This is a genomic window from Sphingomonas sp. (assembly GCF_036387535.1).
In the GTDB taxonomy this organism is placed as follows: domain Bacteria; phylum Pseudomonadota; class Alphaproteobacteria; order Sphingomonadales; family Sphingomonadaceae; genus Sphingomonas_R.
Map to the genome: position 1 here is coordinate 13191 of NZ_DASVTO010000104.1, position 18904 is coordinate 32094.

Here is an 18904-nt window from a genome sequence, read left to right on the forward strand (position 1 = left end):
GGAAATGATGACAGGCCGTCCATGTTGACTCGGTTCCGGCGCTTTCCTAAAGGGACCGGGCCTTGGCGGGGCTGCTCGCCGACATCGTCGTGCGCGCTTCCGGATGGGAGGGGCATGAGATGGCGGCAGGTGATCCCGGGCAGGACCCGAACGGCGTGGACGGACGGCTGACATCGCTCGACGAGCGATTGAAGCAGGCGCACCATGCGGAATCGGTCAGAACCGGCAAGACGGAACGTGCGTCCACCAAGGGATATTCCCAAGGCAACCGCGTTCTGGCCGAACTGATCGCGGGGCCGGCGGGCGGTGCTCTTGTCGGCTGGTTGCTGGACCGCTGGCTGAATATCGCGCCCTGGGGCCTGTTGGTGCTGATGATCCTGGGGATCGGTGTCGCCTTCAGAAACATCATACGGATTTCGAACGAGCGTCCGGAATAATTTCCGGGCGCTTGTCGCATGCTAACCAGGGGTTCAAAAGTGGCGGCAGAAGGCGGCAAGATCGATCCGATGCACCAGTTCACGGTCGAACCGCTGTTCGGCCACTGGGCGGTCGGCGGCTATGACCTGTCGTTCACCAATTCCGCATTGTGGATGGTGATCACGCTGGCGTGCCTGTGGGTGTTCATGCTGGGCGGCATGAAGCGCGACCTGGTGCCTGGTCGCTGGCAGGCCGCGGTCGAAGGCGTGACCGGGTTCATCAACGGCATGATGGCGACCAATGTTGGGCCGGAAGGCAAGCGGTTCGTGCCGCTGGTCTTCACGCTGTTCATGTTCATCCTGCTGTCCAACATCCTGGGCCTGTTGCCGATCGGCATCACCGGCGCGCATCCGTTCACGTCAACCAGCCATTTCACGGTCACGGGCGTGCTGGCGCTGCTGGCGTTCGGAACCGTGCTGGTGGTGGGGTTCGCCCGTCACGGTTTCCATTTCTTCTCGCTGTTCGTGCCATCCGGTACGCCGGCGCTCATGATCCCGCTGATGTTCGTGATCGAACTGATGTCGTTCCTGGTCCGCCCGTTCAGCCTGGCGCTGCGACTGTTCGTGGCGATGACGGCGGGTCATATCCTGCTGAAGGTGCTGGCCGGGTTCGTGATCAATGCCGGCAATGCCGGCATCGGCTACGGCATCCTGGTCGGTGGTCCCAGTTTCATCCTGATGGTCGGCATTTCCGCGCTTGAGCTGCTGGTTTGCGTCATCCAGGCCTATGTGTTCGCGCTGCTGACCTCGCTCTATCTGAACGACGCCGTGAACCTGCACTAAGTTCGTTTCTCAACCACTGGTTTTTCAAGGGAGTTTTATCATGGACGCAGAAGCTGCAAAGCTGCTCGGTGCCGGTCTGGCCGCAGTCGGCGTGGGCCTCGCCTCGCTGGGTGTCGGTAACGTGTTCGCCAAGTTCCTCGAAGGCGCGCTGCGCAATCCGTCGGCTGCCGACGGCCAGCAGGGCCGCCTGTTCATCGGTTTCGCCGCAGCCGAGCTGCTCGGCCTGCTGGCGTTCGTGATCGCCATGGTTCTGGTGTTCGTCGCCTGAACCCATGACCGGCTGGGGTCGGCCATAGCGCCGGCCCCGCCACCGTACAGGACTATCAGATGCCTCAGATCGCGCAGATTGCTGCGACCTACGCCTCCCAGATCTTCTGGATGCTCGTCGTCTTTGCCGTGATCTATTTCGCGATCGGCAAGGGCATGGTGCCGAAGATCGAGGCCACCGTCGATCAGCGCGACCGCCGGATTGCCGACGACCTGGCCGCAGCGCATGCCGCGCGGGCCGCGGCGGACGCGACAGAAGAGGCGTATCGCGCCCGGATGGACGCCGCGCGCAATGGCGCACGGATCGAAACCGAAAAGGCGAAGGCCGCCGCCACCGCCGCTGCCGAGCAGCAGGTGAAAGCCGCTGATGCCGCACTGGCAACCAAGGCGGAAGCCGCGGATGCGGAATTGCGCGCCGTCACGGACCGGGCGCTGGCGGGCATCGAGACGGTCGCGGCCGAGGCCGCGCAGGACATCGTCGCCCGGCTGTCGGGTGCCCATGTCGCGCAGGACGATGCCGCGCGTGCCGTGCGGTCCGCACTGGCCGCGGCCTGACCCGTCGCAAAGGATAGCAGATGAGCAGCAACGGTTCCGTCCAGGTCGCAGACAATCTGGCGCATCCCGCACAGGCCGAAGGACTGGACCCGACGCATGTCGGGGCGACGTTCCACGAAGGCACCGAGGTGGCGCATGCCGACCCGACGATGCTGGGGCTGAACGGTACCGCGGTCGTCGGCTGGGCGATGCTGGTGCTGATCGCGATCATGATCTGGAAGAAGGTGCCTGGCGCGATCGCCGCGGCACTGGACAAGAAGATCGCCAGCATCCGGGTTCAGCTGGACGAGGCCAAGCGGCTGCGCGCCGAGGCCGAGGCGCTGAAGGCCGAATATGAGGCGAAGGCCGCCGCCGCCGCGACCGAAGCGGATGCGATCGTGGCGCAGGCGCATGTCGATGCGCAGGATATCGTCGCCAAGGCGCAGGCGGATGCCGCCCTGCTGATCGAACGCCGCGGCCGGATGGCCGAGGACAAGATCGCGGCCGCCGAACGCGCCGCCGTCGCCGAAGTGCGGGCCAAGGCCGCAAACGCCGCCGCCGCCGCCGCCGCCACGCTGATCGCGGAGCGGCATGATGCGGGCGTTGATCGGGCGCTGGTCGACCGCACCATTGCGGGTTTGGGTGGAGCGCGCCTGAACTGAGGCGCGGGGCGGACCTGCGGGTCGGCCTGTTCCCTCCGTATTCCAGCGTTTGCCGGCCGACCGATCGCAGGTCGATCTGTGGGCGGTCCGGTGTCATAGTCCGCGAAACGGACTCGCCGGATGGCGGGTCGGGTGCGTGGGAGAACAGGATGCGTTCGGGTCTGCTTTGCCTATCGCTCGCGCTGGCGCTGGCCGCGCCCTTGTCCGCGCAAGTCGCGGGACGAGACGCCCCCACGATCCAGGTGGTGGGTAGCGGCAGCGTGTCCACCATCCCCGACCGGGCACAGATCGATTATTGGGTGACCGGCGAGGGCAAGACCGCCGACGATGCGGCGTTGGCGCTGAACGCCAAGCAACGCGCCATCAGCGGGGGATTTTCGCGCTTGCTGGGTACCCGGATGCAGCTGACGGGCGGCAATGTCATCATGATCGAGGCGCGTGATCCGCGCTGCGCCCGGCAGGATGGCTATGACAATCGCCCGACGTTGAGCGAGGGCAATTGCGTCGTGACCGGCTATGTCGCGACGCTGCAAGGCAGCGTCCGGACCGAGCGGATCGACAAGGCGGCGACGGCCGTGGGGCTGGCCGGGCGGCTGGGTGCCCGCGATGCGCGGCTGCAATCCTTTCAGCTTGGCGACGACAAGCCCGCGCGCCGCGCCGCCATGGCGGACGCGATCGCCAACGCCCGGGCACAGGCGGAGGCGCTGGCCACCGCGGCCGGGGCGAAACTTGGCCCGGTCATCATGATCCGGGATCAGCAGAACATGACGCGTTTCGATGTCGTGGCGACGGGGAGCCGGGCGGCCCCGGTGATGTCGGCACCGGCCCCAGCGCCGATCTCAATCGATGTCGCACCGCGGCCGATCGACACGCGGGCGGAGGTATATGTGACCTATGCGATCGTGAATTGAGGATCGGGTACGGCCTGCTGTTGGTGCTTTCCTGATGGTGGGGGTTCTCGACAGGCTCGAACCGAACGGGGTGGCGGAGGTCGTCGGGTTCTCGACAGGCTCGAACCGAGCGGGATCGGGGAGCGTTGCGCGGCTCTCGACAGGCCGAAACGGGGCGGGATCGGGAAAGGTAGCGGGTTCTCGACAGGCTCGAACCGAACGGATGGCGGTTGGGGCTCATCATCCGTCCGGCCTCGTGTCGTGCCGCGCGCTTACGCCATTCCGGCAATGACCTTGTCCAGCGTCAGCGGATAGTCGCGGATGCGCAGGCCGCAGGCGTTGTAGACGGCGTTGGCGATGGCGGCGCCGGCGCCGCAGATGCCGAGTTCGCCGACGCCCTTGGCCTTCATCGGAGACGATTTCTCGTCGAGTTCCTCCACGAAGAACACGTCCTGTTGCGGGATGTCGGCATGCACCGGCACATGATATTCGGCCATGTCGTGGTTGACGAAATAGCCGAAGCGATGGTCGGGCACCGCGTCCTCCATCAACGCCGCGCCGATGCCCATCGCCATCGCGCCGATCACCTGGCTGCGCGCGGATTTGGGGTTGAGGATACGACCTGCGGCGAAGGCGCCGCCCATGCGGCGGACGCGGATTTCGCCGGTCGCGGCGTCGACGCCGACCTCCGCGAAATGCGAGCCGAACGTGGCCTGCGCATATTTCTTGCCGAGATCGCCGAACTCGATCTTGTCGGTCACGACGGTGCCGGACGGCCCCGCAGCCTCGGCCAGCGTCACGCTACGGTTGCCGGCGGTGATGCGTCCATCGGCAAAGCTGGCATCGGCATTGAAGCCCGCCTGTTGCGCCAATCGCGCGCGCAGCGTCATGCAGGCGGCATAGACGCCGGCGGTCGAACTGTTCGCGCCCCATTGTCCGCCCGAACCGGCGGAGACGGGAAAGCGGCTGTCGCCCAGTTTCACCGTCACCCGGTCAAGCGGCACGCCCAGCATCTCCGCCGCGGTCTGCGCCAGGATGGTGTAGGTGCCGGTCCCAATGTCGGTCATGTCGGTTTCGACGGTGACGATGCCGCGCGCATCCACCCCGACCCGAGCCGCGGAGTCCATGGTGATGTTGTCCCGGAACGCCGATGCCATGCCCATGCCGATCAGCCAGCGGCCGTCGCGGACCTGGCCTGGCTTCGGATTGCGTTTCGACCAGCCGAACCGGTCCGCGCCGATGGTGAGGCATTCGACCAGCTTGCGGCTGGAGAAGGGACGGGTCGGGCCGGCCTCCGGATCATGCTGGATATCGTTGACGATGCGGAGCTGGACCGGGTCCATGTTCAGCGTTTCCGCCAGTTCGTCCATCGCGACTTCCAGCGCGAGCAGGCCGACCGCCTCGCCCGGCGCGCGCATGGCATTGCCCTCCCCCAAGGTGAGGGTGGCGAGGCGGTGCGAGGTCAGGCGATGGTCGCCGCGATAAAGGAGACGGGTGGCGTTGGCCGCGGTTTCCACGCCGCCGCCGGGCAGATCGCCCGACCAGACCTCATGCGCGATGGCGTCGATCCGGCCGTCCTTGCCCGCGCCCAGCCGAATCCGCTGGATCGTCGCCGGGCGGTGGGTGGTCATGTTCATGATCTGCGGCCGGGCGAGTGCGACCTTGACCGGGCGACCGATGGCGCGGGCCCCGAGCGCCGCCATGACCGCATCGGCACGGACCCAGAGCTTCCCCCCGAACCCGCCGCCGATGAAGGGCGAATCGACGCGGATCTTGTCCTTCGGGATCAGCAGCGTTTCGGCCATGTCGCGCGTGGCCCAGTCGATCATCTGGTTCGAGGTCCAGAGCGTCAGCCGATCCCCGTCCCACGCGGCGATGGTGGCGTGCGGTTCCATCATCGCATGGCTGTGATCGGGGGTGGTGTAGGTCTGGTCGATCGTGACCGCGGCTTTGGCGAATGCGCCGGCAAAATCGCCGACCGCGGTGTCGGGCGTGCCGGATTTCGGCTTGACCGCGCTGCCGCGTGCGCCGGCGAGATCGGCGCTGGGCTTGTCCTGCGCATAGTGGACACGGACCAGCTTTGCAGCGTCGCGCGCCTGTTCGAAGGTTTCGGCGACCACCAGCGCGACGGCCTGGTCATAATGTTCGACCTTCGGCCCGGCGAGCATGGCGGCGGTGTGCGCCTTTGCCTTGCCGATCCTGCCGGCATTTTCATAGGTGACGACCTTCAGCACCCCCGGCGCGGCCAGCGCATCCCGGCTGTCGATCGCGGTGATCCGCCCGGATGCGATCGCCGACCCGACGATCCAGCCATAGGCAGCGTCGGGGGCCATGGCATTGCGTTCATAGGCATAGGGCGCGGTGCCGGTGACCTTTGCCGGTCCGTCGATGCGGTCGTGCGGGCGGCCGATCACCTTTTGCTGGTCGATCGGGTTGCGGGCGGTGGCGGGCGTGTCGAACTTCATGGGGATCAGGCCTTCGCTTCCGAAAAGACGGCGGCGAGCGTCCGGCGGACGAGCGGCACCTTGTAGGCATTCTGCGCGGTCGGGCGGGCGCCGGCCAGAACGGCGTCGGCGACCGGACCGGCGCCCTGCGGGGCCTGCGCCTCCGCGGATTCGACGCGCCATGGCTTGTGCGCCAGGCCGCCGAACGCGAAGCGGCCGGTGCCGTCGGGTTGCAGCACCGCGGCAACCGAGATGGTGGCAAAGGCATAGGAGGCGCGGTCGCGGACCTTGCGATAGACCTGCGTGCCGCCCGCCGGACGCGGCAGCGTGACCGCGGTGATGAACTCGCCCGGTTTCAGCGTGGTTTCGATATGCGGCGTGGCGCCGGGCAGGGTGTGGAGATCGGCGATCGGAATCGCGCGGGTGGTGCCGTCCGACGCGACGGTTTCCACGACCGCATCCAGCACGCGCATCGCGACCGCCATGTCGGACGGGTGGGTGGCGATGCACTGGTCGCTGACGCCAAGGATCGCGAGCCCGCGGCTGTACCCGCCGATCGCCGCGCAGCCGGAGCCGGGCTGGCGCTTGTTGCACGGCTTGGTCGTGTCATAGAAATAGGGGCAGCGCGTGCGTTGCAGCAGGTTGCCGGCGGTAGTCGCCTTGTTCCGCAATTGCCCCGACGCGCCGGAGACGAGCGCGCGCGAGAGCACGGCATAGTCGCGGCGCACCGTCTTGTGCGCGGCAAGATCGGTGTTGCGGACGAGCGCGCCGATCCTGATGCCGCCGTCGCGGGTCTTTTCGACGGTGTCCAGCCCGAGATGGTTGACGTCGATCAGATGCGCCGGAGTCTCGATCTGGAGCTTCATCAGGTCGAGCAGATTGGTCCCGCCCGCGATGAACTTCGCATTCGGCGTGCGCGCGATCGCGGCGGCGGCGGCCCGGGGGCTGTCCGCGCGCTCATAGGTGAACGACTTCATGCGCGGTCCCCGGCGACGTCGCGGATCGCCGCGACGATGTTGGAATAGGCGGCGCAGCGGCAGATATTGCCCGACATGCGTTCGCGGATCTCGGCTTCGGTCGGCGCGATGCCGGCGGTCAGGTCCTGGGTGACGTGGCTGGGAATACCGGCCTTGATCTCTCCCAGGGTGGCAACCGCGGAGCAGATCTGTCCGGGGGTGCAATAGCCGCATTGATAGCCGTCATGGGTGACGAACGCCGCCTGCATCGGGTGCAGGTCGCCCGGCTGGCCGAGCCCTTCGATCGTGGTGATGGCGTCGCCGTCGTGCATCACGGCCAGCGTCAGGCAGCTGTTGATGCGCCGACCCTCCACGATGACGGTGCAGGCGCCGCATTGCCCATGGTCGCAGCCCTTTTTCGATCCGGTCAGCTGGAGATGTTCGCGCAGCGTATCGAGCAGGGTGGTGCGCGGATCGAGATCGAGCGTGCGGGTCTTGCCGTTCACCTTCAGCGTGACCGGCATGGTGGGCGTGGCGCCGCGCGGCGTCGGTTCCGGGGCAGCCGGCGCGGCGGCGAGCGGCGTGGTGGAGGCGGCAGCGGTGGCGACTCCGCCGGCGATCAGGGCGCGACGCGTCACGTCGAGCGGGTTTTCAGTGGCATGCATGGACTTTCCCCGTACGACGTTCGGACGAACCGCCGCTATCATAGGATAAGCGCGCGAGCCGGTGGTTCGATCCTGTTGCGAGTGATTTTCAGCGCGGTCCGCACCGTGCGGACCGGCGGGCGGATCGATGCGGTCATGCATCGGCCGGGCGGGTGGCGTGGCGGAGATGGTGGAGGACGATGCCGCTGGTGGTGGCGACGTTGAGGCTGTCGAAGCCGGGTGCCATCGGGATGCGCAGCCCGGTGGTGCGGGCGAGCAGCGCGGGGGCGAGGCCGGGGCCCTCCGCGCCCAGCAGGACGGCGGTCCGCGGCGCGGGGCGATGTTCGGCCAGTGTGGCGGCGCCGGACGGCGTGAGCGCGATCGGTGAGAAGCCGTGGCGGTCCAGCATATCGAGCGGATCGGTGTCGCGGGCGATCCGCGCGAACGGCACCAGCAGCGCCGCACCGACCGAAACGCGGATCGCCTTGCGGTAGAGCGGATCGCAGCAATCGGCATCGAGCAGGATGGCGGGGACGCCGAACGCGGCGGCATTGCGGAAGATGCCGCCGAGATTGTCATGATTGGCGATGGCGGACAGCAGCAGGATCGTGGCGGGACCGGTGATCCGCGCCAGCAGCGCATCGGCATCGGGCGTATCGACGCGCCGCCCGATCGCCAGGATCCCGCGGTGGAGCGGGAAGCCGGCGATGGCGTCCAGCACCGGCTGCGCCGCGGCATAGATGGGCACGTCGGCGGGGACGGTGGCCAGCAGGTCCGCGAGCCCGGCCATGCGGTGCGCGGCGATCAGCAGTGAGACCGGGCGATAGCGGCGCGATGCCAGCAGCATGGCGAGCACGACCTTGCCCTCCGCCACGAACAGCCCGTCGCGGCCGACCACGTCCCGATCGCGGATGTCGCGATAGGCGTGGATGCGGGGATCGTCCGGGTCGATGACGGGAACGATATCAGTCACGCCGCGCGCCGACATGCGGTTGCCCGCGGGCTTCGGCAAGGCGAACCTGGCGATGGCGTTCGGCATAGCCGGCGCGCTGGTCCGCATCGCGGGTGGCATGACAGGCGGGGCAGCTGACCCCCTCCACGAACCGCGGCGAGGCGCGATCGGCGGGCGAGACCGGCATGCGGCAGGCGCGGCAGAGCGCGTGCGTGCCGGGCGCGAGGCCATGGCCGACCGCGACGCGTTCGTCGAATACGAAGCATTCGCCCTGCCACAGGCTTTCGGCCGCGGGCACGGTTTCGAGATATTTGAGGATGCCGCCGCGCAGATGGTGGACGTCGCCCACGCCCTCCGCCTTCAGGAAGGCGGTCGCCTTTTCGCAGCGGATGCCACCGGTGCAGAACATCGCGACTTTGGTCGTCGGGGCGATGCGGTCGCGGTTCGCGCGGAACCATGCGGGAAAGTCGCGGAAGCTCTGCGTTTTCGGATCGAGCGCACCGGCAAAGGTGCCGACCGCGACCTCATAATCGTTGCGGGTGTCGATGACGAGCGTGTCGGGATCGGCGATCAGCGCGTTCCAGTCCTCCGCCGCGACATAATGGCCGACGCCGTCCAGCGGATCGATATCGGGTTCGCCCATCGTCACGATCTCGCGTTTCGGGCGGACCTTCATGCGGTGGAACGGCGGGGTGTCGGCGTGGCTGTATTTGACGTCCAGGTCGGCGCAGCCCGGCAGGGTGCGGATGTGGTCCAGCACCGCCGCGATGCCTTGCGCCGGGCCGGCGATGGTGCCGTTGATACCTTCGTTGGCGAGCAGCAGCGTGCCCTTGATGCCATGCGCGGTGCAGGCGGCGAGGAGGGGCGGGCGGAGCGCCTCCGGGTCGGGGAAGCGGGTGAAGCGGTAGAGGGCGGCGACCTGGATCATGGAGGGTGCCTGTAGCAGACGCGAAGGCGGTGCGTCATCTGCGTGGGCGTGGAGCGGCGTGTCGATCCCAGCGTGTCACTCCGGTGCAGGCGCGGTCTCGTTTGGGCTGGGGGAGCGCACTGTACCGGAGGGAGATCCCGGCTTTCGCCGGGATGACGGAGCGGGTGTGGCAGCGTGGTCTCGTCCGCGCGGCGATGGCGACGGATGGAGGCGCGTTCGACGTCGGATCGTCACCCCGGCGCAGGCCGGGGTCTCGTTTGGGCTGGGGGAGCGCACTGTACCGGAGGGAGATCCCGGCTCGCGCCGGGATGACGGGCTTTGGCCTAGCAGCATTTTCCCCCGCCGGCGGCGCCGTAGCGGGCGTCCTGGCGGTTGCGGAAGAAGGCGCGTTCGGTGAGCGGTTCGCGGTCGGGGTGATGCAGCGCCATGTGCGCGCGGTACGCGTCGTAGCTGGAGACGCCGACCATCAGCCGGGCGGTATCGCGCAGCGCGCGCAGCAGGATCGCGGCGCGGATCATTCGGCGGGCACCAGGCCGGGAATCTCGCGCACCGTAACATGATCGGCGCGGCGGGCGGCAAGGCAGGAGCGCACGCCATAGACCAGGATCGCGACGACGACCGCCAGGAAGATCGCGCAGAGGCCGGCGTCGATCCGGTCGTTGAGGACGATGCGGCGCATGTCGCCCATCGATTTGGCCGGGGCCAGCAATTCGCCACGGGACAGCGCGTCGCCGTAGCGGGCGGCATGGGCCAGGAACCCGACCTTGGTATCGGCGGAAAAGAGTTTCAGCAGCCCCGCGACCGAGGTGCAGAGGATCAGCCAGGCGGCAGGGACGATCGTCACCCAGGCGAATCGTTGCTGCTTCATGCGGAACAGCACGACGGTGGCGAGCGTCAGCGCGATCGCGGCCAGCATCTGGTTCGATATGCCGAACAGCGGCCAGAGCGTGTTCACGCCGCCGAGCGGATCGGTGACGCCCTGATAGAGGAAGAAGCCCCAGGCCGCGACGCAGAGCGCGGTCGCGACCAGCCCCGGCGCAATCGCCGCGGTATCGCGGAAGCGCGGGACGAGCAGGCCGAGCAGATCCTGCAGCATGAAGCGGCCCGCGCGGGTGCCGGCATCGACCGCGGTCAGGATGAACAGCGCTTCGAACAGGATGGCGAAATGATACCAGAAGGCCATCATCGCCTTTCCGCCCAGCACATGGCTGAAGATCTGCGCCATCGCGACGGCCAGCGTCGGAGCGCCGCCCGTGCGGGAGATGATGCTGGCTTCGCCAACGTCGCGCGCGGTCTGCGTCAGCGCGGCGGCGTCGATCGGGAAGCCCATGGCGGTGACGGCCGCGGCGGCGCTGGCGGGATCGGTGCCGAGGACGGCGGCGGGGCTGTTCATCGCGAAATAGATGCCGGGATCGAGGATCGATGCGCCGACCAGCGCCATGATCGCCACGAAGCTTTCCATCAGCATCGCGCCATAGCCGATGAACGGGGCATCCGCCTCCGACGCGATCAGCTTGGGCGTGGTGCCGCTGGCGATCAGCGCGTGGAAGCCGGAGACGGCACCGCAGGCGATGGTGATGAACAGGAACGGGAACAGCGCGCCGGACCACACCGGCCCGCCGCCGGCCGCAAAGGCGGTGACCGCGGGCATGCGTAGCGGCGGCGCCATGATCGCGATGCCGATCGCAAGCGCGGCGATCGCGCCGATCTTTAGAAAAGTCGACAGATAGTCGCGCGGGGCGAGCAGCAGCCAGACCGGCAGCACGGAAGCGACCGCGCCGTAGCCGATCAGGATCCAGCACAGCTGGACGGGCGTATAGGTGAACAGCGGCGCCAGCGTGGGGGACGCCGCGACCTGCGCCCCGAACAGGATGGCGGCGAACAGCCCGACCATGCCGAGCAGCGACACCTCCCCCACGCGGCCGGGCCGGATCCAGCGCGTGTAGCAGCCCATCAGGATCGCGAGCGGCACGGTGGCGGCAACGGTGAACAGGCCCCACGGGCTTTCGGCCAGCGCCCGGACCACGATCAACGCCAGCACCGCCAGGATGATGACCATGATCATGAAGGCGCCGAACAGCGCGATCGTGCCGGGCACCGTGCCCATTTCCATGCGGATCAGTTCGCCCAGCGAACGCCCGTCGCGGCGCATGGAGATGAACAGCACCAGGAAATCCTGCACCGCGCCGGCCAGCACCACCCCGGCCAGGATCCAGAGCGTGCCGGGCAGATAGCCCATCTGCGCCGCCAGCACCGGCCCGACCAGTGGCCCGGCGCCGGCGATCGCCGCAAAATGATGGCCGAACAGGATGTTGCGGTGGGTGGGGACATAATCCAGCCCGTCGGCGCGGCGATGCGCGGGGGTGGGACGGGCCGGATCGATGCCGAGTACGGCATGTGCGATGTAGCGCGCGTAGAAGCGATAGGCGATCAGGTAGACGGAAATCGCCGCGGCCACGATCCAGAGCGCGTTCACGGGTTCGCCGCGTGCGGTGGCGAGCACGGCGAGCGCCCCGGCGGCGAGTGCCGCAAGCGCCGCCCAGCCGGTCTTCTGCACGATGGTCATGGCGGCCCGCTCCCGGTTTTGCTTTGGTCCGTTCTGGCCGGGTTGGCGGCGGGGGGCAAGGATTTCTCCCTCTCCCGCCGGGAGAGGGAGGGGGCCCGCACGCTTGCGCGTGGGAAGGGTGAGGGTGCGCTTGGGATCCTTGTTCCGGCCTCACCCTCCCATTCGCAAGGGCGAATGGGGCCCTCCCTCTCCCGGGGGGAGCGAGGTAAGGGACACAGGAATCGAGGGGGAATCGGGCATGAACCGGCGGGTGTTGTGGGCGAGTCTGGTCGGGACGGCGGTCGAGTTCTACGATTTCTATATCTATGCGACGGCGGCCAGCCTGTTCTTCGGGGCGCTGTTCTTTCCATCGACGTCGGCGGCGGCGCAGCAGATGGCGGCCTATGCCAGCCTGGGCCTCGCCTTTGTCGCGCGGCCGGTGGGGGCGGCGGTGTTCGGCCATTATGGCGATCGGATCGGGCGGAAATCGACGCTGGTCGCGTCGTTGCTGCTGATGGGGGGATCGACCACGCTGATCGCGGTGCTGCCCACCTATCAGGCGGCCGGCTGGGTCGCGCCGGCGCTGCTGTGCATCCTGCGGTTCGGGCAGGGGTTCGGGCTGGGCGGCGAATGGGGCGGGGCGGCGTTGCTGGCGGTGGAGAATGCGCCGCCCGGTTGGCGCGCGCGGTTCGGCATGGTGCCGCAGCTGGGCGCGCCGGTCGGGTTCATCGCGGCAAACGGTTTCTTCCTGCTGCTGGGCGTGGCGCTGACACCGGAGCAATTTCGCGACTGGGGCTGGCGCGTGCCGTTCCTGGCGAGCGCCGTGCTGGTCGGGCTGGGGCTGTGGGTACGGCTGAAGCTGACCGAGACGCCGGCGTTCGCGCGGGTAATGGCGAAAGGGCCGCCGGTGGCGGTGCCGTTCGCGACGGTGTTCCGCCACCATCTGGGCGCGACGCTGGCAGGCACGTTCGGCGTGGTCGCGTGTTTCGCGCTCTATTATCTGGCGACGGCCTTCGCGCTCGGCTGGGGCACTACCGCGCTTGGCTATAGCCGAACGCAGTTCCTGCTGATGCAGCTGGGCGCGATCCTGTTCATGGCCGGCGGGATCGTGGCGGCAGGGGTGCTGTCCGATCGTTATGACCCGCGCCGCGTGCTGATCGGCGGATGCGTTGGCACGATCCTGGTAGGTGCGCTGCTGTCGCCGCTGTTCGGCAGCGGGCAGGCGGCTGGCGTGTTCCTGTTCCTGGCGCTGGCCCTGCTGGCGATGGGGTTCGTCTATGGCCCGCTGGGCGCGTGGTTGCCCGGGCTGTTCCCGGCGGAGGTGCGCTATACCGGCGCGTCGCTGGCGTTCAACGTCGGCGGCATCCTGGGCGGCGGCGTCGCACCGCTGGCCGCACAGGCGATGGCGGAACGCGGCGGGCTGGTGCCGGTCGGCCTGTACCTGGCGATCTGCGCCGCGGTAAGCCTGGCGGCGCTGATCGCGGCATCAAGGTCGGGACGCGCGGTGGAGTGACGGCACGCGGCGTCTGATCCGTCGAAAGCTAGATGTTCGCCGTACAGAAAACGACGGCGAAAATCATTTTTGAACATACTCCATTTGGAGAATGCCGCCCGGCGGGAATCGGCTGCATGTACTTGCTGTCGAACGGGGGCTTAGATCATGGTGAATATAAGTCGGCAAGCAATGATGCTTGCCACCTTGGTTGCAGCCGCGACCGGCGTACCGCTGGAAGCGCGGAAATCCGACCGGGCAACCACCACTCGAACGCTGGATCCCAGTTCGCAAGGGATTGTCAGCGGCGTGGGGATCGAGGGGGCGGACATCGTCGCCATGGCCGATCAGATGATGCGCGACATGCTCGCCACATCCGCGCTCGCCGGACGGGCGGTAGCGCCCCAGATCATCGTCGACGCCGAATATTTCAGTAATGAAAGCAGTCAGCGGATCAACAAGAACATCATTACGGACCGTCTGCGCGTCAGCCTGAACCGGGCCAGCCAGGGCCGGTTCGTCTTCGTGGCGCGGCACCGGGCCGACATGGTGGAACAGGAACGCGCGCTCAAGCGCGAAGGCGTGGTTGATGTCGGCACGACGGGCATGACCCGCGCCCAGGCGGGCGGCGACTTTCGCCTGTCGGGTAACATCACCTCGCTGGACCAGCGCAACAATGCCACCGGCATGGTGCAGCGCTTTACGCAGATCACGTTTGAAATGGTCGATCTGGAGCGCGGCACTGTCGTGTGGAGCAACACCTACGACGTCGCACGGGCATCGGCGGACGACATCATCTATCGTTGAGGGGAGCGGGACAATGAAAACGATCGTAGGTCAGTTGGTCGCGGCGTCGCTGCTGGCGGGATCCTTGCCGGCCGCGGCACAGGCGCCGGTCGTGGATGCCAAGGCCGCCAAGGCGGCGGCGAAAGCAGCCGAGAAGCACATGCGCGAGTTGCGCCGGCAATATGGCGAAGGCCCGTATCCGGAGGAGATCGACGCCTATGTCGCCAAGCGACCCGAAGCGTTGCGGCCGCTTTACCGCCTGCTTTACACGCAGGGCGAGCATGTCGCGGTCCTGAACTTCCAGCGCATCGGCCTAGCAGCCATGGAATTGGGATATTACAAGGAAGCCGAAGTCGCGTTGGACCAGGCCTTGCAACGGATCGAAGCGATCTATGCCAAGGATGCGCAGGCCGAAAAGGCACGCTCGCTGTTCCGCAAGGAAAGCAACAAGGATTATAAGGGCGAGCCTTACGAGCGCGCCATGGCCTTCTATTATCGCGGCTTGCTGTACTTGCGCGCCGGCGACTTTGAAAATGCGCGCGCTGCCTTCGAATCGGCCGAGTTCCAGGACACGGTTTCGGAGGAGGAGAATCATCAGAGCGACTTTGCGGCCATGGATTATCTGTCCGGCTGGGCAAGTCATTGCCTGGGCCAGACCGCACGCGCGAAGGACGCGTTCCAGGCAGCGGCAAAGGCCAATGAAAGGCTGGTGCCGCCGTCCGCGGATGCCAACACCCTGTTCATTGCCGAGTTGGGCGCGGCGCCGCTGAAGGTGAGGGCGGGCAGCCAGAAGGAATTGCTGAGCTTCGAGCAGGCGAAAACGTTCGACGAAGATGATGTGGTCTTCGACGTGGTCGGCAAGGACGCCGTGACAGAATATCAGGCGTTGCTGGCGAGCAGCGTATGGGAACAGGCATCGACGCGTGGCGGCCGGCCGATCCAAGGCATCCTGAACGGCAAGGCCCAGTTCAAGAGCACGACAGGTGCCGTGGGCGATGCCGCCATGTCGGCCAGCAATGCGGTGATGCAGCAGGCGCTGACGAGCAACGATTCCGGCTTGGGGCAGGCGGGCATGATCGGCATGGGTCTGGGCCTGTTGTTCAAGGCCGCATCCAGTGCGGCGCGCGCGGATGCCGATATTCGGGCTTGGGACAACCTGCCCGATGCACTCATGCTGACCACGGCGCATGTGGAGGGGAATGGTTTCAAGGCCACCCCGCGCTATTTCGCGAAGAAGACCTTGCTTTCGCTGGGCGACCGACCGGTGATGCAGGCGACGAACGGACGTTGCACGATCGTCTGGGCGCGGTCGCGCACGGCAGCGGGCCTGACCGAGATGGCACCGGGGATCGATGCCGGCGTCCTGAAGAGCCGGGCCAAATCCAGGCCTGCGGTCGAAAAGGACAAGCAGTTCCGCGCCACCCTCGCCAGCCTGGAGAGTTGAGATGCGTCGAACGCCGATGATGATCCTGAGCGCGGTGCTGACCGCGTTCCTGATGACCGGTCCCGTGCACGCCGACGAAAACCGCGTGCTCAAATGCAAGATCGGCAAGGCCCGATCCGGCGGACGCTATGACGGACCGGCACTGGTCGCGAACGTCCCGCGCGCCATGACGCCGATCGACCTGAACGCGGTCCAGATGACGGATAAGGCGGTCACCAAGGCCGTGATCGTCGAGTCGATGCTGGCCGAGCGTACGCCTACCGATACGTTGCGGGTCATGACCCGACTGGTGAACTGCACCAAGGCGCCGTTGCAGGTCGAAGCGCGATCCAATTTCCTGGATGCTAATCAGGCGCCCGCGGAGGTTGCGTCGGTCTGGAAACGGGTCTTCATCCCTCCGCTGGCGACCGCGGTCTACACCGAATCCTCGATCTCGCGGCTCCAGGTGCAGCAATATCTGGTCGAATTGCGGAGCGCGCAATGAAGCGGTTGAGTGTCGCGGCAGGCATCGTCCTGTTGTCGGGAGCCGGTGCGGCGCAGGCACAATATCGCCCGGATGTGCCGGAAGTCCTGGAGCCGCAGCCGGTGGTGGATGCTGGCGCGTCGTCTGCCGGTACGTTTCGCGCGGCCTATGCGCGACAGGGCAGCCCGCGTGTCGCCCTGTTCTGGAACCGGGTGTTAACGGACGAGGCGCGAAATCAGTATGTCGAGCGGCTGAACCTGCGTTCGCGTAGCGGCGTCCTTGCGGCGCGTAACGACGATGGCGAGGGGGGCGAAGCGGCCGGGGCGGTCAGCGTCCACGAAATCGACGCCACCCGCGGCACCGTCCGTGCGCCGGAGGCCGCCCGCGCATCGATGGACGAGGTTGATGACTGGAAAGTGGGTGCCGCGTTCAACGGGGTGCTGCGCGCGGCCGGTGTCCGGCTGATCGACCGTTCGCTGATGATGCGAGTCGGGGCACGGCAGACCGGGCAGGACGATAATCTCCAGGCGGTCGAGACCAGCGCCTTGATGGGCAAGGCGGACGTGTTGATGGAGGTGTTGCAGACCCCGGACCCCGCCAGCCCGATCGGCTACAGCTTTCGGGTGGACATCAAGGATATCCTTTCGGGTGCGGTGATTGCGTCCCTTGTGGAGGACGGCGAAAACCGGTCGCCTCGTCCCGGCCGGTTCGTGGCGGGACCAAGCGGGTTCGTGCGGTCGACGCCAGCACCCTTCGATCTCGACGATATGGGCCGAAGCCTTGCCCGGCGGGTGATGACGGCCTTGGCCGCCCAATGGCGGTGAGCGGATCATGTATTGTCAATTATTGACAATAATACATAGAATATCAGCAGGACGCAACAAGAGCACCTGAAAAACTGGCCTCATCCCATCGAAAATCCTGTAAAGACGTGTACCTCGCTGGGTGTGAACGAACGCAGCGAGGATGCCGACATGACCTACCAGACGCAGATTGCGGAGATGAACCAGCGGATCGGCAGCCATGGCGCCGGCTGGGCCGGGATCGATGGCGAGGCAGTGGCGCGGATGCGGTTGCAGAACCGGTTCAAGACCGGGCTGGACATCGCCCGCTACACCGCCGGCATCATGCGCCGCGACATGGCGGCGTATGATGCCGATCCCGCCAACTACACCCAGTCGCTGGGGTGCTGGCACGGGTTCATCGGCCAGCAGAAGATGATCGCGATCAAGAAGCATTTCGGCACGACCGAGCGGCGCTATCTGTACCTGTCGGGCTGGATGATCGCGGCGCTGCGGTCCGAATTCGGGCCGTTGCCCGACCAGTCGATGCATGAGAAGACGTCGGTCCCGGCGTTGATCGAGGAACTGTACACCTTCCTGCGGCAGGCGGATGCGCGCGAGCTTGGCATGATGTTCCGCGATGTCGATGCGGCGCGGGCGGCGGGCGACGTGCTGAAGGAGCGGCAGGTGCTGGCCGCGATCGAGAACCACCAGACGCATGTCGTGCCGATCATCGCCGACATCGATGCCGGGTTCGGCAATGCCGAGGCGACCTATCTGCTGGCGCGCAAGATGATCGAGGCCGGTGCCTGCGCCTTGCAGATCGAGAATCAGGTATCCGACGAGAAGCAGTGCGGGCATCAGGACGGCAAGGTGACCGTGCCGCACGAGGATTTCCTGGCGAAGGTGCGGGCGTGCCGGTATGCGTTCCTGGAACTGGGCGTGGAGGACGGGATCATCGTCACCCGCACGGATTCGCTGGGCGCGGGCCTGACCAAGCAGATCGCGATCAGCCATCAGCCCGGCGATCTGGGCGACCAGTATAACAGTTTCCTGGATTGCGAGCCGGTGACGCCGGAAACCAGCCGCAGCGGCGACGTGCTGATCAACCGCGACGGGCAGTTGATGCGGCCAAAGCGGTTGCCGAGCAACCTGTACCAGTTCCGCGCCGGCACCGGCGAGGATCGTTGCGTGCTGGATTGCATCACATCGTTGCAGCACGGGGCCGACCTGTTGTGGATCGAAACCGAGAAGCCGCACATCGAACAGATTGCCGGGATGGTCGACCGGATCCGCGCGGTCGTGCCCAACGCCAAGCTGGTCTACAACAATTCGCCGTCGTTCAACTGGACGCTGAATTTCCGCCAGCAGGTTTATGACGCCTGGGTGGCGGAGGGCCGCGACGTGGCGGCGTATGACCGGGCGCGGTTGATGAGCGTCGATTATGACGGCACCGCGTTGGCCGACGAGGCGGATGAACGCATCCGCACGTTCCAGGCGGACAGCGCAAAGCGGGCGGGGATCTTCCACCACCTGATCACGCTGCCGACCTATCACACTGCGGCGCTGTCGACCGACAATCTTGCGAAGGAGTATTTCGGGGCGGCCGGCATGCTGGGATATGTGAAGGGCGTGCAGCGCAAGGAGATCCGCGAAGGGATCGCCTGCGTGAAGCATCAGAACATGTCCGGGTCGGACATCGGCGACGATCACAAGGAATATTTCGCGGGCGAAGCCGCGCTGAAGGCCGGTGGCGCGCACAATACGATGAACCAGTTCGCGGCCTGATGTTCCGGGGCGGAGCGTTGGGCGCAGCGCTCCGCCGCCGAGAATGGATGACGCTGTCGTCTTTGCCG

General features: G+C 66.9%; 18 protein-coding genes. 11 read left to right on the plus strand and 7 right to left on the minus strand.

Annotation, left to right across the window (positions count from 1 at the left end; translation table 11 throughout):
- Positions 1-119: 119 nt before the first annotated feature.
- The 6 genes from VF649_RS09790 to VF649_RS09815 all read left to right on the plus strand — a co-directional run bounded on the left by VF649_RS09790 (position 120) and on the right by VF649_RS09815 (position 3633).
- Entirely contained in the window at positions 120-437 is a 318-nt protein-coding gene (locus VF649_RS09790; RefSeq protein WP_331011789.1) for an AtpZ/AtpI family protein, read from the plus strand.
- A gap of 39 nt (positions 438-476) precedes the next feature.
- Positions 477-1259: a F0F1 ATP synthase subunit A gene (locus VF649_RS09795; protein WP_331011773.1), complete on the plus strand. Its 783-nt coding sequence runs from the start codon at positions 477-479 to the stop codon at positions 1257-1259.
- A gap of 40 nt (positions 1260-1299) precedes the next feature.
- Positions 1300-1527, plus strand: a complete 228-nt coding sequence (locus VF649_RS09800) for a F0F1 ATP synthase subunit C (RefSeq protein ID WP_331011774.1) — start codon at positions 1300-1302, stop codon at positions 1525-1527.
- 59 nt (positions 1528-1586) lie between these two features.
- The gene (locus tag VF649_RS09805) at positions 1587-2081 is read left to right on the plus strand and encodes an ATPase (RefSeq protein WP_331011775.1); all 495 of its coding nucleotides are present in this window, start codon (positions 1587-1589) and stop codon (positions 2079-2081) included.
- A 20-nt stretch (positions 2082-2101) separates the two neighbouring features.
- A complete protein-coding gene (locus VF649_RS09810) occupies positions 2102-2722 on the plus strand; it encodes a F0F1 ATP synthase subunit B (protein WP_331011776.1) in 621 nt (206 codons plus the stop codon).
- Positions 2723-2871: 149 nt separating this feature from the next.
- Entirely contained in the window at positions 2872-3633 is a 762-nt protein-coding gene (locus VF649_RS09815; RefSeq protein WP_331011777.1) for an SIMPL domain-containing protein, read from the plus strand.
- A gap of 251 nt (positions 3634-3884) precedes the next feature.
- Here the strand turns inward: VF649_RS09815 and paoC are convergent, their stop codons facing one another.
- The 7 genes from paoC to VF649_RS09850 form a co-directional block, all read right to left on the minus strand.
- The gene (gene paoC / locus VF649_RS09820) at positions 3885-6077 is read right to left on the minus strand and encodes an aldehyde oxidoreductase molybdenum-binding subunit PaoC (protein ID WP_331011778.1); all 2193 of its coding nucleotides are present in this window, start codon (positions 6075-6077) and stop codon (positions 3885-3887) included.
- A gap of 5 nt (positions 6078-6082) precedes the next feature.
- Positions 6083-7033 carry a xanthine dehydrogenase family protein subunit M gene (locus tag VF649_RS09825; protein ID WP_331011779.1) on the minus strand — a complete coding sequence of 317 codons (951 nt, stop codon included), beginning with the start codon at positions 7031-7033 and terminating at the stop codon, positions 6083-6085.
- A complete protein-coding gene (paoA, locus tag VF649_RS09830; protein WP_331011780.1) occupies positions 7030-7677 on the minus strand; it encodes an aldehyde dehydrogenase iron-sulfur subunit PaoA in 648 nt (215 codons plus the stop codon). The genes VF649_RS09825 and paoA overlap by 4 nt, the downstream gene beginning before the upstream one ends.
- A 133-nt stretch (positions 7678-7810) precedes the next feature.
- Positions 7811-8629 (minus strand): RNA methyltransferase, encoded by an 819-nt coding sequence (locus VF649_RS09835; RefSeq protein WP_331011781.1) that lies wholly within the window; start codon positions 8627-8629, stop codon positions 7811-7813.
- Positions 8622-9536: a rhodanese-related sulfurtransferase gene (locus VF649_RS09840; protein WP_331011782.1), complete on the minus strand. Its 915-nt coding sequence runs from the start codon at positions 9534-9536 to the stop codon at positions 8622-8624. Before VF649_RS09840 ends, VF649_RS09835 begins: the two co-directional genes overlap by 8 nt.
- Before the next feature lie 323 nt (positions 9537-9859).
- The gene (locus tag VF649_RS09845; RefSeq protein ID WP_331011783.1) at positions 9860-10054 is read right to left on the minus strand and encodes a YbdD/YjiX family protein; all 195 of its coding nucleotides are present in this window, start codon (positions 10052-10054) and stop codon (positions 9860-9862) included.
- The gene (locus VF649_RS09850; RefSeq protein ID WP_331011784.1) at positions 10051-12102 is read right to left on the minus strand and encodes a carbon starvation CstA family protein; all 2052 of its coding nucleotides are present in this window, start codon (positions 12100-12102) and stop codon (positions 10051-10053) included. The genes VF649_RS09845 and VF649_RS09850 overlap by 4 nt, the downstream gene beginning before the upstream one ends.
- A 238-nt stretch (positions 12103-12340) precedes the next feature.
- Between VF649_RS09850 and VF649_RS09855 the strand changes: the two genes are divergently transcribed.
- From VF649_RS09855 to VF649_RS09875, 5 genes are all read left to right on the plus strand, one after another.
- Positions 12341-13594: an MFS transporter gene (locus VF649_RS09855; protein WP_331011785.1), complete on the plus strand. Its 1254-nt coding sequence runs from the start codon at positions 12341-12343 to the stop codon at positions 13592-13594.
- 174 nt (positions 13595-13768) lie between these two features.
- Entirely contained in the window at positions 13769-14380 is a 612-nt protein-coding gene (locus VF649_RS09860) for a penicillin-binding protein activator LpoB (RefSeq protein WP_331011786.1), read from the plus strand.
- A gap of 1424 nt (positions 14381-15804) precedes the next feature.
- Positions 15805-16287, plus strand: coding sequence for a hypothetical protein (locus VF649_RS09865; protein ID WP_331011787.1), 483 nt, complete (start codon positions 15805-15807; stop codon positions 16285-16287).
- Positions 16284-17090, plus strand: coding sequence for a hypothetical protein (locus VF649_RS09870; RefSeq protein ID WP_331011788.1), 807 nt, complete (start codon positions 16284-16286; stop codon positions 17088-17090). The genes VF649_RS09865 and VF649_RS09870 overlap by 4 nt, the downstream gene beginning before the upstream one ends.
- A 150-nt stretch (positions 17091-17240) precedes the next feature.
- Positions 17241-18836, plus strand: coding sequence for an isocitrate lyase (locus tag VF649_RS09875; protein WP_331011790.1), 1596 nt, complete (start codon positions 17241-17243; stop codon positions 18834-18836).
- Positions 18837-18904 lie beyond the last annotated feature (68 nt).

Bases quoted from the DNA above. Each gene is read 5' to 3' on its own strand.
- VF649_RS09870 (WP_331011788.1), top strand. From the start codon at position 16,284: ATGAAGCGGTTGAGTGTCGCGGCAGGCATCGTCCTGTTGTCGGGAGCC.
- VF649_RS09840 (WP_331011782.1), bottom strand. From the start codon at position 9,536: ATGATCCAGGTCGCCGCCCTCTACCGCTTCACCCGCTTCCCCGACCCG.
- VF649_RS09855 (WP_331011785.1), top strand. From the start codon at position 12,341: ATGAACCGGCGGGTGTTGTGGGCGAGTCTGGTCGGGACGGCGGTCGAG.
- VF649_RS09825 (WP_331011779.1), bottom strand. From the start codon at position 7,033: ATGAAGTCGTTCACCTATGAGCGCGCGGACAGCCCCCGGGCCGCCGCC.
- VF649_RS09805 (WP_331011775.1), top strand. From the start codon at position 1,587: ATGCCTCAGATCGCGCAGATTGCTGCGACCTACGCCTCCCAGATCTTC.
- paoC (WP_331011778.1), bottom strand. From the start codon at position 6,077: ATGAAGTTCGACACGCCCGCCACCGCCCGCAACCCGATCGACCAGCAA.
- VF649_RS09845 (WP_331011783.1), bottom strand. From the start codon at position 10,054: ATGATCCGCGCCGCGATCCTGCTGCGCGCGCTGCGCGATACCGCCCGG.
- VF649_RS09815 (WP_331011777.1), top strand. From the start codon at position 2,872: ATGCGTTCGGGTCTGCTTTGCCTATCGCTCGCGCTGGCGCTGGCCGCG.
- VF649_RS09860 (WP_331011786.1), top strand. From the start codon at position 13,769: ATGCTTGCCACCTTGGTTGCAGCCGCGACCGGCGTACCGCTGGAAGCG.
- VF649_RS09850 (WP_331011784.1), bottom strand. From the start codon at position 12,102: ATGACCATCGTGCAGAAGACCGGCTGGGCGGCGCTTGCGGCACTCGCC.
- VF649_RS09790 (WP_331011789.1), top strand. From the start codon at position 120: ATGGCGGCAGGTGATCCCGGGCAGGACCCGAACGGCGTGGACGGACGG.
- VF649_RS09865 (WP_331011787.1), top strand. From the start codon at position 15,805: ATGCGTCGAACGCCGATGATGATCCTGAGCGCGGTGCTGACCGCGTTC.
- paoA (WP_331011780.1), bottom strand. From the start codon at position 7,677: ATGCATGCCACTGAAAACCCGCTCGACGTGACGCGTCGCGCCCTGATC.
- VF649_RS09875 (WP_331011790.1), top strand. From the start codon at position 17,241: ATGACCTACCAGACGCAGATTGCGGAGATGAACCAGCGGATCGGCAGC.
- VF649_RS09810 (WP_331011776.1), top strand. From the start codon at position 2,102: ATGAGCAGCAACGGTTCCGTCCAGGTCGCAGACAATCTGGCGCATCCC.
- VF649_RS09800 (WP_331011774.1), top strand. From the start codon at position 1,300: ATGGACGCAGAAGCTGCAAAGCTGCTCGGTGCCGGTCTGGCCGCAGTC.